The 14782-nt window shown below is 68.3% G+C and carries 17 protein-coding genes; 9 read left to right on the top strand and 8 right to left on the bottom strand.

The window, feature by feature from the left end; translation table 11 throughout:
- The first annotated feature begins 204 nt into the window (after nucleotides 1–204).
- The gene (locus ACEI37_RS16330; RefSeq protein WP_373379756.1) at nucleotides 205–1473 is read left to right on the top strand and encodes a polyhydroxyalkanoate depolymerase; all 1269 of its coding nucleotides are present in this window, start codon (nucleotides 205–207) and stop codon (nucleotides 1471–1473) included.
- Between the two features lie 51 nt (nucleotides 1474–1524).
- Here ACEI37_RS16330 and ACEI37_RS16325 read toward each other — a convergent pair whose 3' ends face one another.
- A complete protein-coding gene (locus tag ACEI37_RS16325) occupies nucleotides 1525–2160 on the bottom strand; it encodes a TetR family transcriptional regulator (protein WP_092313893.1) in 636 nt (211 codons plus the stop codon).
- A 237-nt stretch (nucleotides 2161–2397) separates the two neighbouring features.
- On the opposite strand from ACEI37_RS16325, the gene rsxB reads away from it, so the two are divergent.
- Both rsxB and nth read left to right on the top strand, forming a co-directional pair.
- Nucleotides 2398–3300, top strand: a complete 903-nt coding sequence (rsxB, locus tag ACEI37_RS16320; RefSeq protein WP_373379755.1) for an electron transport complex subunit RsxB — start codon at nucleotides 2398–2400, stop codon at nucleotides 3298–3300.
- Nucleotides 3297–3941 (top strand): endonuclease III, encoded by a 645-nt coding sequence (nth, locus tag ACEI37_RS16315; RefSeq protein WP_373379754.1) that lies wholly within the window; start codon nucleotides 3297–3299, stop codon nucleotides 3939–3941. The genes rsxB and nth overlap by 4 nt, the downstream gene beginning before the upstream one ends.
- On the opposite strand, the gene ACEI37_RS16310 is transcribed toward nth, so the two are convergent.
- Nucleotides 3910–4587, bottom strand: a complete 678-nt coding sequence (locus tag ACEI37_RS16310) for a TetR/AcrR family transcriptional regulator (RefSeq protein ID WP_373379753.1) — start codon at nucleotides 4585–4587, stop codon at nucleotides 3910–3912. The genes nth and ACEI37_RS16310 overlap by 32 nt on opposite strands.
- 87 nt (nucleotides 4588–4674) lie before the next feature.
- Here ACEI37_RS16310 and ACEI37_RS16305 point away from each other — a divergent pair, with 87 nt between their 5' ends.
- Genes ACEI37_RS16305 through ACEI37_RS16295 form a run of 3 tightly spaced genes read left to right on the top strand, consistent with a single transcriptional unit; the run spans nucleotide 4675 to nucleotide 7949 of the window.
- A complete protein-coding gene (locus tag ACEI37_RS16305; RefSeq protein ID WP_373379752.1) occupies nucleotides 4675–6228 on the top strand; it encodes a flavin-containing monooxygenase in 1554 nt (517 codons plus the stop codon).
- Nucleotides 6225–7208: an alpha/beta fold hydrolase gene (locus ACEI37_RS16300; RefSeq protein ID WP_373379751.1), complete on the top strand. Its 984-nt coding sequence runs from the start codon at nucleotides 6225–6227 to the stop codon at nucleotides 7206–7208. The genes ACEI37_RS16305 and ACEI37_RS16300 overlap by 4 nt, the downstream gene beginning before the upstream one ends.
- Before the next feature lie 15 nt (nucleotides 7209–7223).
- Nucleotides 7224–7949: a Coq4 family protein gene (locus ACEI37_RS16295; RefSeq protein WP_373379750.1), complete on the top strand. Its 726-nt coding sequence runs from the start codon at nucleotides 7224–7226 to the stop codon at nucleotides 7947–7949.
- Between the two features lie 77 nt (nucleotides 7950–8026).
- On the opposite strand, the gene ACEI37_RS16290 is transcribed toward ACEI37_RS16295, so the two are convergent.
- Together ACEI37_RS16290 and ACEI37_RS16285 are read right to left on the bottom strand one after the other, a co-directional pair.
- The gene (locus tag ACEI37_RS16290; RefSeq protein WP_373379749.1) at nucleotides 8027–8617 is read right to left on the bottom strand and encodes a malonic semialdehyde reductase; all 591 of its coding nucleotides are present in this window, start codon (nucleotides 8615–8617) and stop codon (nucleotides 8027–8029) included.
- An 88-nt stretch (nucleotides 8618–8705) separates the two neighbouring features.
- Nucleotides 8706–9653, bottom strand: a complete 948-nt coding sequence (locus tag ACEI37_RS16285; protein ID WP_373379748.1) for a DMT family transporter — start codon at nucleotides 9651–9653, stop codon at nucleotides 8706–8708.
- 112 nt (nucleotides 9654–9765) lie between these two features.
- Here ACEI37_RS16285 and ACEI37_RS16280 point away from each other — a divergent pair, with 112 nt between their 5' ends.
- Nucleotides 9766–10197: a DUF1841 family protein gene (locus ACEI37_RS16280; protein ID WP_373379747.1), complete on the top strand. Its 432-nt coding sequence runs from the start codon at nucleotides 9766–9768 to the stop codon at nucleotides 10195–10197.
- 133 nt (nucleotides 10198–10330) lie between these two features.
- The gene (locus ACEI37_RS16275) at nucleotides 10331–11629 is read left to right on the top strand and encodes a phospholipase A (protein ID WP_373379746.1); all 1299 of its coding nucleotides are present in this window, start codon (nucleotides 10331–10333) and stop codon (nucleotides 11627–11629) included.
- A 13-nt stretch (nucleotides 11630–11642) separates the two neighbouring features.
- Here ACEI37_RS16275 and ACEI37_RS16270 read toward each other — a convergent pair whose 3' ends face one another.
- Together ACEI37_RS16270 and grpE are read right to left on the bottom strand one after the other, a co-directional pair.
- Nucleotides 11643–12074 (bottom strand): thioredoxin family protein, encoded by a 432-nt coding sequence (locus ACEI37_RS16270; protein WP_373379745.1) that lies wholly within the window; start codon nucleotides 12072–12074, stop codon nucleotides 11643–11645.
- Between the two features lie 109 nt (nucleotides 12075–12183).
- On the bottom strand, nucleotides 12184–12759 hold the full coding sequence (gene grpE, locus ACEI37_RS16265; RefSeq protein ID WP_116336563.1) for a nucleotide exchange factor GrpE: 576 nt from the start codon (nucleotides 12757–12759) through the stop codon (nucleotides 12184–12186).
- Nucleotides 12760–13034: 275 nt separating this feature from the next.
- Between grpE and ACEI37_RS16260 the strand changes: the two genes are divergently transcribed.
- On the top strand, nucleotides 13035–13208 hold the full coding sequence (locus ACEI37_RS16260; protein ID WP_373379744.1) for a hypothetical protein: 174 nt from the start codon (nucleotides 13035–13037) through the stop codon (nucleotides 13206–13208).
- Nucleotides 13209–13269: 61 nt separating this feature from the next.
- Here ACEI37_RS16260 and ACEI37_RS16255 read toward each other — a convergent pair whose 3' ends face one another.
- Both ACEI37_RS16255 and hemH read right to left on the bottom strand, forming a co-directional pair.
- Entirely contained in the window at nucleotides 13270–13665 is a 396-nt protein-coding gene (locus ACEI37_RS16255) for an RNA-binding S4 domain-containing protein (protein ID WP_018006937.1), read from the bottom strand.
- Nucleotides 13662–14777: a ferrochelatase gene (gene hemH, locus ACEI37_RS16250; RefSeq protein ID WP_373379743.1), complete on the bottom strand. Its 1116-nt coding sequence runs from the start codon at nucleotides 14775–14777 to the stop codon at nucleotides 13662–13664. The genes ACEI37_RS16255 and hemH overlap by 4 nt, the downstream gene beginning before the upstream one ends.
- Nucleotides 14778–14782 lie beyond the last annotated feature (5 nt).

Genomic DNA, 14782 nt, shown 5'->3' with positions numbered 1-14782 from the left:
TGTAGGACGTTGTCACGGAAAAATCAGGCCTATGCCTTATTGTGTTCCGCGCATAGGGAAGTACTTTAAGGTATATGCTGCAAAGCAAGATCGTTAGCACGGTCGTTCGATTCAGGCATAATCGGCGCCACACGATCCAAGGTGTATTGTCAGTACATTGTTACTTGGTGGTACGCATCCTCAGTAAGACCAGGCAGAAACGGCATGCTCTATCAACTGCATGAGTTCCAGCGCTCGATCCTGCACCCGCTCACCGCGTGGGCCCAGGCGACCGCCAAGACCTTCACCAACCCCCTCAGCCCGATGTCGCTGGTACCTGGCGCGCCGCGCCTGGCCGCCGGCTACGAACTGCTGTACCGGCTCGGCAAGGAATACGAAAAACCGGCGTTCGATATCAAGTCGGTGCGCTCCAACGGGCGCGACATCCCCATCGTCGAGCAGACCGTGCTGGAGAAGCCCTTCTGCAAGCTGCTGCGCTTCAAGCGCTATGCCGACGACCCCGAGACCATCAAGCTGCTCAAGGACGAGCCGGTGGTGCTGGTGGCCGCGCCGCTGTCGGGCCACCATGCCACGCTGCTGCGCGACACCGTGCGCACGCTGCTGCAGGACCACAAGGTCTACGTCACCGACTGGATCGACGCGCGCATGGTGCCGGTCGAGGAAGGCGCCTTCCACCTGTCGGACTACATCTACTACATCCAGGAATTCATCCGCCATATCGGCGCCGAGAACCTGCACGTGATCTCGGTGTGCCAGCCCACGGTACCGGTGCTGGCCGCGATTTCCCTGATGGCGTCGGCCGGCGAGAAGACGCCGCGCACCATGACCATGATGGGCGGCCCGATCGACGCGCGCAAAAGCCCGACCGCGGTCAACTCGCTGGCGACGAACAAGTCCTACGAGTGGTTCGAGAACAACGTCATCTACACCGTGCCGGCCAACTACCCCGGCCACGGCCGTCGCGTCTACCCGGGCTTCCTGCAGCATGCCGGCTTCGTCGCGATGAACCCGGACCGGCACCTGTCGTCGCACTATGACTACTACCTGAGCCTGGTCGAGGGCGATGCCGACGACGCCGAGGCCCACGTGCGCTTCTACGACGAATACAACGCGGTGCTCGACATGGCCGCCGAGTACTACCTCGATACCATCCGCGAGGTATTCCAGGAATTCCGCCTGGCCAACGGCACCTGGGCCATCGACGGCAAGCCGGTGCGCCCGCAGGATATCAAGGGCACCGCGCTGATGACGATCGAGGGCGAACTGGACGATATCTCCGGCGCGGGCCAGACCGCCGCCGCGCACGACCTGTGCGCCGGCATCCCGAAAAACCGCAAGCAGCACCTGAACGCAGAGCGTTGCGGCCACTACGGTATCTTCTCGGGCCGGCGCTGGCGCGACGACATCTACCCGCAGTTGCGCGACTTTATCCGCAAGTACCACCAGGCCCCGGTGGCCGTGGCCAGCAAGTAAAAAGAACGCCCGCGCAAGCGGGCGTTTCCGTATGGCAGCGCTGGCGGCGGCTCAGGGCTTCTTCAGATAGCTCAGCAGCATGTCGGTGTGCAGTTCGGCAAAGCGCTCGTGCTCCTGCTGCGAAGCCACGTCGCGGCCTATCACGGCGCTGATGGTGTAGCGGTTCGACAGCACGTAGTAGCCCAGCGCGGAAATCGTCAGGTAGAACTGCGGCACGTCGATATGGTCGCGGAACAGCCCCTGCTGCTGGCCGCGCCGGATCACGTCGGCAAGCACGTCGACCACCGGGTTGATCAGTTGCTGCAGCTGCGACGATTTCTTCAGGTGCCGCGCCTCGTGCAGGTTCTCGCTGTTGACCAGGCGGATGAACTCGGGGTGCTCGTAGTACCAGTCCCAGACAAAGCGGGCCAGCGTGCGCACGCCCTCGACCGGGTCCTCGTCGACCAGGTGCAGTTGCTCTTCGGCGGCGCGGAAGTTGGCGTATTGCTTCTCCAGCACCGCCAGGAACAGGCCCTCCTTGCTGCCGTAGTAGTAATACAGCATGCGCTCGTTGGTTTCCGCGCGCCGGGCAATCTGGTCGACGCGGGCGCCGGCCAGACCACCCTTGGCGAATTCCTCGGTGGCCGCAGCGAGGATGCGTCGGCGCGTCCCTTCCGGGTCGCGTTTGGTCTTGGGCTCTGTTGACATGAGGTGTGGTCGATCGTTGCGCGGATTATGGCACAGGCCGGAATGCGGCAATCCGGCCGCGCGACGCGCATCATCGCCGTTTCTGTCCGCCGGCGAAATCGGGGATAATCCTTGCGGCGCGAAAACCGCAGGGTCCGCAGAGACCCCGGTGCCGCAGGGGCCGCCAGCACATTGTCCGCCCCGTAAGGGCCGCCGTTATGTCGCCAACCGCTCACAGCATCGCGCAAATTTCGTGCTTTGCCCGTTGCCGTGCTGCGCCGTGATGCGCTGGCGCTGGTTTTGACCCCGCTCTTGTCCCCTGAATTGCTGTCCGTTGTCGTGAATCCCGCCGTCAAATCCCTCGCCGATCGTCTCGAGGCGCTGCTGCCGCAGACCCAGTGCACCAAGTGCGGCTTCAACGGCTGCCGCCCTTATGCCGAGGCCATGGCCAGCGGCGAAGCCGCCTGCAACCGCTGCCCGCCCGGCGGCGCGCAGGGGATCGCACGCCTGGCCGCGCTGCTCGGCACCGAACCCCTGCCGCTCGATCCGGAACGCGGCACCGAGCAGCCGCGCGCGGTCGCCCGCATCGACGAGAGCCTGTGCATCGGCTGCACGCTCTGCATCCAGGCCTGCCCGGTCGACGCCATCGCCGGCGCCGCCAAGCAGATGCATACCGTGATCCCCGAGCTGTGCACCGGCTGCGACCTGTGCGTGCCGCCCTGCCCGGTCGACTGCATCGACATGGTCCCCGTCACCGGCACGCGCACCGGCTGGGACGCGTGGTCGCAGGCGCAGGCCGATGCCGCGCACGAGCGCTACCTGGCGCGCAACGCGCGGCTGGTGCGCGAGCGCGAGGAGAACGATGCGCGCCTGGCCGCCAAGGCCGCCGCCAAGCTCGCTGCGGTCCAGGCCGAAGCGCCGGAGAACGATGCCGAGCGCGCCGCGCAGGAACGCAAGCGCGCCATCATCCAGGCCGCGATCGAACGCGCGCGGCAGAAGCAGCAGGCCGCGCGGCCGCGCAATACCGACAACGTGTCGGCCGGGGTGCAGGCGCAGATCGATGCCGCCGAAGCGCGGCGCGCGCGCGCCGGGCTGACGCCGCGGCAGGACGATCCCCATCCCGCGCACGACCCGGCCAACGACCCGAAAAAAGCATCATGAACGCTGCCAAGTGCCGTGCCATCTTCGAGACGCTGCGCGAAGTCAATCCGGCCCCGACCACGGAACTGGAGTACAGCTCGCCGTTCGAGCTGCTGATCGCCGTACTGCTGTCGGCGCAGGCCACCGATGTGGGCGTGAACAAGGCCACGCGCCGGCTGTTCCCGGTCGCGCATACCCCGCGGCAGATGCTGGAGCTGGGCGAAGCCGGCCTGAGCGAATACATCAAGACCATCGGCCTCTACAAGACCAAGGCCAAGCATGTGATCGAGACCTGCCGCATCCTGGTCGAGCGCCATGGCGGCAAGGTGCCGGCGGAGCGCGAAGCGCTGGAGGCGCTGCCGGGCGTGGGCCGCAAGACCGCCAACGTGGTGCTCAACACCGCGTTCGGCCAGCCCACCATCGCCGTCGACACGCATATCTTTCGCGTCTCCAACCGCACCGGCCTGGCGCCGGGCAAGAACGTCGACATTGTCGAGCAGAAGCTGCTCAAATGCGTGCCGCATGAATTCCTGCACGACGCCCATCACTGGCTGATCCTGCACGGCCGCTACGTGTGCAAGGCGCGCAAGCCGGAGTGCTGGCACTGCGCGATCGAAACGCTGTGCGAGTTCAGGGAGAAAACCCCGGCGCCGCAGCTGTAGCCGCGGCCGGCTCGGGCGCCGGGTCGGGCGAGTGCGCCAGCACCAGCGCCAGCTGCAGCGCGGTGCGCGCGACCACGTCGACATCAGGACTGTAGCCGTGGCGGATCCAGCGCACGGCAAGATGGACCACGCCGCCCGCCACGCCCGCCGTCAGCAGCGGGTCACGCTCGCGTCCGGGCGGCAGCAGCGCCTGCGCCAGCAGCCCGCCAAATTCATCCAGTGAATCGGCCAGCGCGCCGTCGACCAGTTTGCTGACGCCGCGGATCTCCACCAGGAATACCCGCGCCGAGCGCGGTTCGCGCTGCAGCGCCCCGAAATAGGCGCGCAGCATCGCCAGGGCCCGTTGCGCGCCGTCGTTGCCGGCCGCCTCGCCCGCCTGCACCAGGGTGTGCAGCAGGCGGTGCGTCACCGTTTGAAACGATGCCAGCAGCAAGGCCTCGCTGTTGGCGAATGACTCGTAGAAATAGCGCTCGGTCAGGCCCGCGGCTTCGCACACGGCCTTGACGGTGGCGTTCTGGTAACCGCGCTCGCCGTAGACCTGCACGGCCGCGGCAATTAGTTGTGCGCGGCGCTGGGCACGGCGCTCTTCGGCTTCGGCGCCGCGATAGCGGCGCGCGGGAGTCAGCTCGGGGGTCATGCGCGCCATTATGGCATTCCCTATGGTCACGAAACTTGCCGGATCGCTTCTGACAATCTATGTTGTCAGAAACACCACTCGTCCGGATGCCTCCCCATGCGCGATGCCAGTTCCGATGACGCAGTTCTCGATGTGCTGATCGTGGGCGCCGGCCTGTCCGGCATCGGCGCGGCGCGCCAGCTGCAACGGCGCTGCCCCGGCAAGCGCTACGCCATCCTCGAGGCGCGCGACGCCATCGGCGGCACCTGGGACTTGTTCCGCTACCCCGGCATCCGCTCGGACTCGGACATGTACACACTGGGCTACCGCTTCAAGCCCTGGCGCGGCGCCAAGGCCATCGCCGACGGCCCGTCGATCCGCGCCTATATCCGCGAGACCGCCGCAGAAGCCGGCATCACGCGCCAGATCCGCTTCGGCCACCGCGTGGTCAGCGCGGCGTGGGACAGCGCCGACGCATGCTGGACCGTCGAAGCCGAACGCAGCGCCGACCGCAGCCGGGTGCGCTTGCGCGCGCGCCTGCTCTATGTCTGCGCCGGCTACTACAGCTATGCCGAGGGGCACCGTCCCGCGTTCGAGGGCGAGGATCGTTTTCGCGGCCGCATCGTGCACCCGCAGTTCTGGGACGAGTCGCTGGACTACGCCGGCAAGCGCGTGGTGGTAATCGGCAGCGGCGCCACTGCGGTCACGCTGGTGCCGGCGATGGCCGCCCGCGCGGCGCACGTGACCATGCTGCAGCGCTCGCCCACCTATATCGTGTCGCGCCCGGGCGAGGACGCCATTGCGCGCACCCTGCGGCGCGTGCTGCCGGAGCGGCTGGCCTACACCGCCACACGCTGGAAGAACGTGCTGCTCGGCATGACCTTTTTCCAGCTGGCGCGGCGCCGGCCGGAACGCGTCAAGGCGCGCCTGGTCGGCATGGCCGCGGCGCAGCTGCCGCCGGGCTTCGACGTGGCGACGCATTTCACGCCGCGCTACAAGCCGTGGGACCAGCGCCTGTGCCTGGTGCCCGACGGCGACCTGTTCCGCGCGCTGCGCGAGGGCAGCGCCTCGGTGGTGACCGACACTATCCAACGCTTCACCGAACACGGCATCGAACTCGCCAGCGGCAAGTCGCTCGATGCCGATATCGTGGTGACGGCCACCGGACTAAAGCTGAACATGCTGGGCGACATTGCGCTCACCGTCGACGGCCAGCCGCGCCGCCCCGCCGACTGCCTGGCCTACAAGGGCATGATGCTCAGCGACGTGCCCAACCTGGTGCTGGCGTTCGGCTACACCAACGCCTCGTGGACGCTCAAGGCCGACCTGACCGCCGAGTACGTCTGCCGCCTGCTGCGCCACATGGACCGCCATGGCCACCGCATCGCCGTGCCGCGCGCGCCCGTGGCGGTGCAGCCCACGCCGTTCCTGGATTTCACCTCGGGCTATGTGCAGCGCGCCGCCGGCGTGCTGCCGCGCCAGGGCGACCGCAAGCCGTGGCGTGTGCACCAGAACTACTTCAAAGACCTGCTGACGATCCGGCACGGACGCATCGCCGATGGCGTGCTGCAGTTCGGCGCGCCACCGGCGCTGCGCGAGCCGCGCAACGCGCAGGAGGCAACGGGCGCCAACACCGTCGCGGCCGTCGCCGCCAGCGAGGTGCAGCCATGACCGTCGCGCTCATCGCGCTGGCCGTGCTGCTGGCGCTGCTACTGCTGTCAGGCGCCGCGCTATGGCACTACACGTGGCGCACCGCACGCCGCATCGAAGCCGCGATGCCGCCGCCGGGCCGCTTTATCGACGTGCCCGGCGCACGGCTGCATGTGGTGGAGCGCGGGCAAGGTCCGGCGCTGCTGCTGGTGCATGGCCTGTCGGGCCAGCTCGAGAACTTCGGCTACGGCATGATTGCGCCGCTGGCAGAGAGCTTCCGCGTCATCGCCGTCGACCGCCCCGGCGCGGGCCATTCCACGCGCACGCCCGGCAGCGCCGCCGACCTGCGCGCGCAGGCCGACACGCTCGCCGCGCTGTGCGACCGGCTGGGCCTGGAACGGCCGCTGGTGGTGGGCCATTCGCTGGGCGGCGCGATTGCGCTGGCGCTGGCCGTGCGCCATCCGGAACGCGTCGGCGGGCTGGCGCTGATCGCACCACTGACGCATCCGCCCAGGGAAATCTCGCCGGTGTTTCGGGCCATGACCGTGCCGCGCGCATGGCAGCGCCGGCTGCTGGCCTGGACCCTGGTGGTGCCGATGTCGATCCGCCATCGCGCCGAGGTCATGGACATCGTGTTCGGCCCCGACCCGGTGCCGGAGGACTTCCCGACCCGCGGCGGCGGCCTGCTGGCCTTGCGCCCGCGCCATTTCCTGGCGGCGTCCGAGGACCTGATCGGCGCCGCGCAAAGCTTGCCGGCGCTGCTGCCCGACTACGGCACGCTGCGCGTGCCGGTCAGCGTGCTGTACGGCCGCGACGACCGCATCCTCGACTTCGCCGAGCATGGCGAAGCGCTGGTGGCCAAGGTGCCAGGCGCCACGCTGACGCTGGTCAGCGGCGGGCATATGCTGCCGGTGACCGCCATCGCCACCAGCGTCGATTTCGTGCGCGCTGCGGCCGCGCGGATGCAGGTGTACGCGCCGCAGCCGCCTCAATTCGCCTGATCCCGGGAGACGCCCATGGCCACCACGACGGGTTCCAACCCCTACAAGCAGGATCTCTTCGCCGCGCTGCGCGCCGTGCGCAAGCTGATGGCGGACGGCAACGACACCGAGCAGGTATTCCGCATCATGCGCGCACTCAACGGCCCGTCGATGCCGCGCAATTTCAACCGCCTGCTGGCCACGCACGACGGGCGCCGCATGGTCTACCAGCGTATCGAACTGGCCGAGCGCCTGTCCGATCCCGCTTACGTGGCCCGCTTCGCGCCGGGCACGGTCGGCGCCGCCTATCGCGCCTTCCTCGAACGGACCGGATACAGCGCGGACGGGCTGGCCAAGGTGTCTAATCTGGACCAGGAACCGGTGCTCGAGGACGCCTACCTGTGGTTCGGCCGGCGCACGCGCGATATCCACGATATCTGGCACGTGCTGACCGGCTACCGCGCCGACGAAAGCCTGGGCGAAGCCGCGCTGGTGGCATTCAGCTACGCGCAGACCGGCGGCAGGGGCTGGGCCATCATCGCCATCGCCGCGTCGCTGAAGAGCCTGCGCGTGACCGGCAGCCTGGCCTTTGCGCGCGCCGTGCTGGAGGGCTACCGGCTGGGCCGCCGCGCCGGCTGGCTGCTGGGCGAGGATTACGAGAAGCTGCTGCACGAACCGATCGACGCGGCGCGCGCACGGCTCGGCATCGGCGAGCCGCGGCGCTACCTGGCCTGCAACCCCATGCAGGAATGGACCGCCTGACCGCTGCGCCAGGCAAGGCCCAAGAAAAAAAGCGACCACCACGGGTCGCTTTTTTTGTTCTCTGGCAAGCAGCGCGCTCAGACGATGCGGCAGGCTTCGTCGAACGACAGGCGCGGGCCGCGCGGATACAGCTTGTCGGCCACGCCATAGCCCAGGTTGCACAGGAAGTTGACCTGCCACTTGCCGTCCGGGAAGAACGCCGCGTTGACCTTGTCGGGGTCGAAGCCGCCCATCGGGCCACAGTCCAGGCCCAGTGCGCGCGCCGCGAGGATGAAGTAGCCGCCCTGCAGCGAGCTGTTCATCAGCGCGTCGCGGGCGATCTTCGCGTCGTTGCCGGCGTACCAGGAGCGGGCGTCGGCGTGCGGGAACAGCTTGGGCAGCTGGTCGTGGAAGGCGGTGTCGAAGGCGATGATCGCGGTCACCGGCGCCGAACGCGTCTTGTCGACGTTGCCAGCCGACACGCAATCCACCAGGCGCGCCTTTTCGGCGGCGCTCTTGACGAACACGATGCGCGCGGGGCTGCTGTTGGCAGCGGTCGGCCCGAACTTCATCGCATCATAGATCTGGTGCAGCACGGCGTCGTCCACATGGCGGTCCTGCCACACGTTGTGCGTGCGGGCTTCGGTGAACAGTTGCGCCAGCGCGGCGTGGTCGATCGTCTGGGACATGCTCGTCCTTTCTGTACGGGAGGTAAGAGAAGGCGCGATTGTACCCAAGCGCCGGCGTGCTCCACGACAGTGCCTTTGAGCAAGCCGTTCAATTCCCTTGCATGTCGGCGCGCGCCGGGGCGGGCGCGCTGCCGCGGCGGGTCAGCCACAGCACGCCCGCCAGGATCAGGCCGCCGCTCACTGCCTGTGCCGCGCCGATCTGCTCGCCCAGCAGCAGGGCCGCCAGCACCACGGTGACCACCGGCTCCAGCGTCGACAGCATCGACGCCTGCGCCGCGCCCAGCCGCTGCAGCCCGGCAAAGAAGGTCAGGATCGCCAGCACGGTCGACAGCAGCGCGATTCCCGCCAGTGCCAGCCATCCGCCGGCATCGGCCGGAAACTGCGGCGGCGTGCCCGCACCGGCGCGCAGCACGCCGACGGCGCCGTAGACCAGCGCCGCCGCGGTGCAGATCACGGTGGTGGTGGCGATCGGATTGACGCCGGCGGTCAGGCGCGCGCCGACGATGATGTAGACGGAATAGATCACCGCCGCCGCCAGCCCCAGCGCGATGCCCAGCGGCGAGCCCGCGCCGCCGCCGACCGTCAGCCCGGCACCCACCGAGCACAGCACCAGTGCCACCACCGCGGCGGTGGTCAGCCGCTCTTTCAGGAAAATGGCCGCGAGGATGGTGACGAACAGCGGGTACAGGTACAGCAGCAGCGCCACCAGGCTGGCCTGCGCATGGTTGAGCGCGCTGAAAAAGCAGAACGACTGGCCGACATAGCCGATGCCCCCCATCGCCGCCAGCGCCAGCACGCGCCGCCACGGCGGCAGCGCGATGCCGCGCGTGCGCATCACCCACGCCAGCGCCGCCGCGGCCAGCAGGAAGCGCACCAGCAGCAGGCCGTACACGTCCGCGCCAGCGGCGTAGGCAAAGCGGGCAAAGATCGCCATGGCGCCGAAGGCGCTGGCCGAGACCGCGATCAGCAGCACGCCGGCCAGCTTGTCGCGGGCAGCAGTCGGCGCGGTGGGGGCGCTGGGGGCGGAAGGGCTCATCGGGCAGGCAGGGAGTCGGCGATCCCGCATTCTACTTGGGACCATCGCCGCCATTTCGGCCACCGTCGGGCCGCCGGCAAAGGTTGCCCCCGTCGTCTACAATGGCGCCACCATGTTCAATCCCTCACGAGAAGAAGTCCGCCGGTTCTTCTGCGACGCCTGGCAGAAGCAGATCGCAGGCGGCGTGCTGACCCCGCTGGAAGCCATCGCGGTCGACTGGATCGGCGAGCATCCCGAGTACCACGAGCTGCTGCGCGACACTGAAGGAGCGCTGGCGCAGGACTACACCCCCGAGCAAGGCCAGACCAATCCCTTCCTGCACCTGTCGATGCACCTGTCGATTTCGGAGCAGGTCTCGGTCGACCAGCCGCGCGGCATCCGCCAAGCCTACGAGGCGCTGGCGCGCCGGCTCGATTCCCCGCACGAAGCCCAGCACCAGGTGATGGAATGCCTGGGCGAGATGCTGTGGCAGGCGCAGCGCACCGGCCAGCCGCCGGACGGCGACCACTACGTCGACTGCGTCAAGCGCCGCGCCAACCGGTGACGGCGTCCCGCCGGTTCGCGCAAAAAGTGCAGCGTACAATTCCTCACAACCCTTTTGGGCGTGCGTGGTAGGCTTTGGGCTCCGAGTTTTCCCCTAGTTGCGTTGCCATCACCCGGCAACGTCGCGCATCTTCATGCCCCCTACTGCTTTTTTCTCGCGGCAGCGCCTGGCGCCAGCCAGCCGTGCCGTCGCCCCGCTCTGCCTGTCGCTGATGCTGGCCTGGCCGCTGGCCGGCCACGCCGGCGTGGCGCTGCTGCAGCCGCCACGCGTGATCGACGGCAACCAGCCGCTGACGCTGACCCTGGTGGTGTCGGCCGACAACACCACGCGCCGCTACCGTATTCCCGACACACTCGAAGTGACCGCCTCCGGCGACCTGCTGGCGCCGGTACGACTGGTGCTGTGGCGCGAGGTCTCCGGCCCCGCCGTGGTCAACCTGCGCCGCGGCGAGCATCGCGCCATCCGCTACACCGTGGCGCTGCCGCCGGTGCTGCGCGGCCAGGTGCGGCTCGATGCCACCGGCATCGACGCCGCGCCGGTGCTGGTCACGCTGAACCGGCTGCCGCAGCCGGGGGAGGCGGCCACGTCGACGCCGCCGGTGGCCAGCCAGGCGCCGGCCGCGGTTGTGGACAGCCCTGAATCTGCCGACAGCGCGCCCGTGCCGGTGACCGGGATCACCACGGCAGAGGCCACGGCCCCCGCCCCGGCCGACCTGCGCGACAGCGCCCGGCTGTCGTTCCACGACCCGATGTACTTCATGGTCGGCGCGCACGGCGGCGCCAACGCCAAGTTCCAGTTCAGCTTCAAGTACCGCATCTTCGAGGGCGAGGATCCTGCGTCGAAGCGGCTGTTCGACAACCTCTACTTCAGCTATACCCAGTTCTCGCTGTGGGACCTGAACGAAGATTCGGCACCGTTCCGCGACACCAACTACCGGCCCAGCCTGTTCTACTACCTGTCGGATACCGGCGTGCGCAACAGCGTGATCAGCCGGATGTCGCTGGCCACCGGCCTGGAGCATGAATCCAACGGCCGCAACGGCGTGGAATCGCGCAGCATCAACACGGTGTTCGTCAAGCCGACCTTCTATTTCGGCGACCAGAACGACTGGCACTGGCGCGTCGCGCCCAAGCTCTATGCCTATGTGGAAAAGGCCGACAACCCGGACATCGCCCACTACCGCGGCTTCATGGACCTGGGCATCGCCTATGGGCGGCCGGACTCATGGGAGTTCTCGGCGACGCTGCGCAAGGGCACGCGCAAGTGGTACGGCAGCGTCGACGCGCAGCTGACCTACCCGATGGCGCGGCTGATCCCCGGCACGGCGGGGTACCTGATGGCGGGATATTTCGTCGGCTATGGCGAAAGCCTGCTCGATTACAACCACAAGCTGCCGTGGCAGTTCCGCATCGGCTATGCGCTGACGCGCTGAAGCCGGGGCTGCGCTAGCCCGCCAGCGGCTTGCCGCTGGCCTTCAGGCGCGCATTGGCCACGGCCGCGGCAAACTGCCCGTGGCCGTGCCAGCCGGTGGCGCGGCCCAGCTTCTTGCCGTTCTGGAAGAACATGAACATCGGGATGCCATGCAGGCCGAAACGCCGTCCCAGCTCCGGGTGCGCATAGACGTTGGCATGCAGCCAGTGCAGGTCCAGCGCGCGCACCGGCTCGGGATTGGCCAGCATCGCCTTCTTGGCCATTTCGCAGTTGAAGCAGTCCACACCCCAGAAGAACACGCACACCAGTGCGTCGCCAGCGGCCGCGATGGCGCCGTCGATGGTGGTGTCGTCGACCTCGCGCATGGCAAAGGCGTCAAAGGCGCGGTGGTCCAGATGCGGGGCCGCGGACGGATCCGGCGCGCCGGCTTGCGGTTCGGTGCTCATGGTTCGCTCCTGATGCGGTTCGCGCCGGAGGCGGCACGCAGCCAATGACGAACGCCCGGGCCGGCAGGCACCGGGCGTCGGGCCGTGGCGGGACGGCAGGGGCGGCGGCTTACTTCGGCGCCGCCACCGTGACCAGCGCCGGGCGCAGCACGCGGTCGGCAATGGTGTAGCCGCGCTGGAGCACGGTCACCACGGTGTTGGGCTCCTGCTCTGCCGGCACCATCGAGATGGCCTGGTGGCGGTGCGGGTCGAACTTCTCGCCTACCGGGTTGAGTTCGACGATCTTGCCGCGCTCGAAAGCGGCGGCCAGCTGGCGCGCGGTCAGTTCCACGCCTTCGCGCAGCTTGGCGATATCGCCGGAGCCGTCGGCCAGCGCGGCCTGCAGGCTGTCCATGACCGGCAGCAGGTTGTCGGCAAAGTTCTCGATGGCGAACTTGTGCGCCTTGGCGACATCTTCCTGCGCCCGGCGGCGGATATTCTCGCCCTCGGCCACGGCCCGCATGTACAGGTCGTAATGCTCGCTGGCCTTGGCTTCCAGGGCGGCCAGCTGGGCCGCCACGTCGTCCACGGCGGTGGCCGCAGTGTCAGGCGCGCCGGTCTCCGGGCTGGCGGTGGCGGTGCTGGCCGCCTCATCGCCCGCAGGCGTCGCAGTCTGGTTGGATGGCGTCTGCTTCTGGTCTTCCATGTCGATCCGTATCAATGCAGTGTCGCGGCCCGCCGTGGGGCTGGCCGCGGGTGGTAAATCGGCGTGTGTCCGATGCAGGTGGTGGCAGCTCGCCGCATTTCAAGAGTGGCGCCGGCGCGACGCCGAAACACACGGTTACAAAGCCTCGCCTGTTGCAATCGACGCCTTATTGCTTTGCGTCAGCGCGCTCACTAAGATTCTTAGTAAGAAAAATGACAAAAATGGCGAGGGCCCAGGAGATGGTTCATTTTTGTGCCGCTTCCGAAAGGTTGGCCATGCATAAGCTCCCAGTCGTGACGCTGTGCCTCGTGGCCGCACTGACGGTCATGACCGCCTTTATCTGCCTGTCCGGCGCCTTCACCCCGCGCGATACGGAGTATGGCAGCGGCAAGGCGGTGTTCAAGCACTACATCGTTCCCTTCGTCAGCCAGGAGGTCGCGCAGGAATAAGCTGCCCACCTGGCGATCCAACGCGCGGCGGCACCGGCAACGGTGCCGCCGCGCTGCCATCTCAGCCATTGAAGTCGTCGATGCGGCGGCGATCGCGCTTGGTCGGGCGCCCCTGGATCTGCGCCGAGGGCTCAGGCTGCAGGCGCCGGCGCTCGGCGTCGGCGGCCCGGCGCGACTGGCTCTCGGCACTTTCCTGGTACAGCGTCTGCGCCACCGGGGCGGGCCCGCGCGCCGCGGCGATGCCCTTCACTTCGAGCTCCCAGCGTTGCTGGTGTGCCTCCAGCGCAACCTTGTCGCCGGGCTTGACCTCGCGCGAGTTTTTGCACAACTGGCCGTTGACCGTGACCTTGCCGCGCTCCACCGCTTCGGCCGCGAGCGAGCGCGTCTTGAAAAAACGCGCGCACCACAGCCATTTGTCGATGCGCTGGCGCGCATCCGCCTCGAAATCCACATTCATGCCGCCGCTCCCCGCGCCTGCGCACGCGTGCGCCGCGCTTCCAGTTCATGCGCATGCGGCGTGGCGAGCGGCCAGCCCTGCAGGTGCTGCAGCGCGATCTCCGCCATCGCCGCCACCCACGGCGCGGCATCGTTCATGCATGGAATGAAGTGGAAGTCCTTGCCGCCCGCGACCTTGAACTCAGTCTGACCTTCCATGGCGATTTCTTCCAGGGTTTCGATGCAGTCCGCCGGAAAGCCCGGGCAGAACACGTCCACGCGCCCGGCCCCGACCTTGCCCAGCTCCGCCAGCGTCGGCGCGGTATAGGGCTGCAGCCACTCGGCCCTGCCGAAGCGCGACTGGAACGTCACCTGATACTGCCCCGGCTGCAGGCCAAGCGCCTCGCCCAGCAGGCGGCCGGTCTTCAGGCACTCGCAGTGGTAGGGATCGCCCAGTTCCAGCGTGCGCCGCGGCACGCCGTGGAACGACAGGATCAGCTTGTCGCCCTGGCCGAAATCCGGCATGCCGTGCCGGCTCCAGTAGGCGGCTACCTGCTGCCGCAGCGCCGAGATATACCCAGGATGGTCATGGAAATGCTTGACCAGCCGCAGCTCCGGCTGGTTGCGCCACTGGCCCAGCACCCGGAACACTTCGTCGAAGGCGGTGGCCGTGGTGGTGCCCGAGTATTGCGGATACATCGGCAGCACCAGCACCTGCTCGCAGCCCTGGCGGCGCAGCGCTTCCATCACCGAGGCGATCGACGGGTTGCCGTAGCGCATCGCGCACGCCACCGTCACGTCGTGGCCGTTCTGGTGCAGCAGCCGCTGCAGCGCATGCGCCTGGCGCTCGCTGTAGACCAGCAGCGGCGAGCCCGTCATATGCGCCTCGCGCAGCCAGATCGATTCGTACTTGAGCGCCGACGCGCGCGAGCGCAGCGGCAGGATCACGCCGTACAGCAGCGGCAGCCACGCCGCGCGCGGGATCTCCACCACGCGCGGGTCGGACAGGAATTGCTTCAGGTAGCGCCCCACCGCCTTGGGCGTGGGGGCATCGGGGGTGCCCAGGTTGACCAGCAGGATCGCCGTGCGCGGCGCCTGGCCGTGCTGGTAGGCCGGTTCGGGAGAAAACGTCATGTCGC

The organism is Cupriavidus nantongensis (genome assembly GCF_041726985.1).
GTDB lineage: Bacteria > Pseudomonadota > Gammaproteobacteria > Burkholderiales > Burkholderiaceae > Cupriavidus > Cupriavidus nantongensis_A.
The sequence above is the reverse complement of the archived record's forward strand: the minus strand, read 5'-3'. Positions and strand labels throughout refer to the sequence as shown.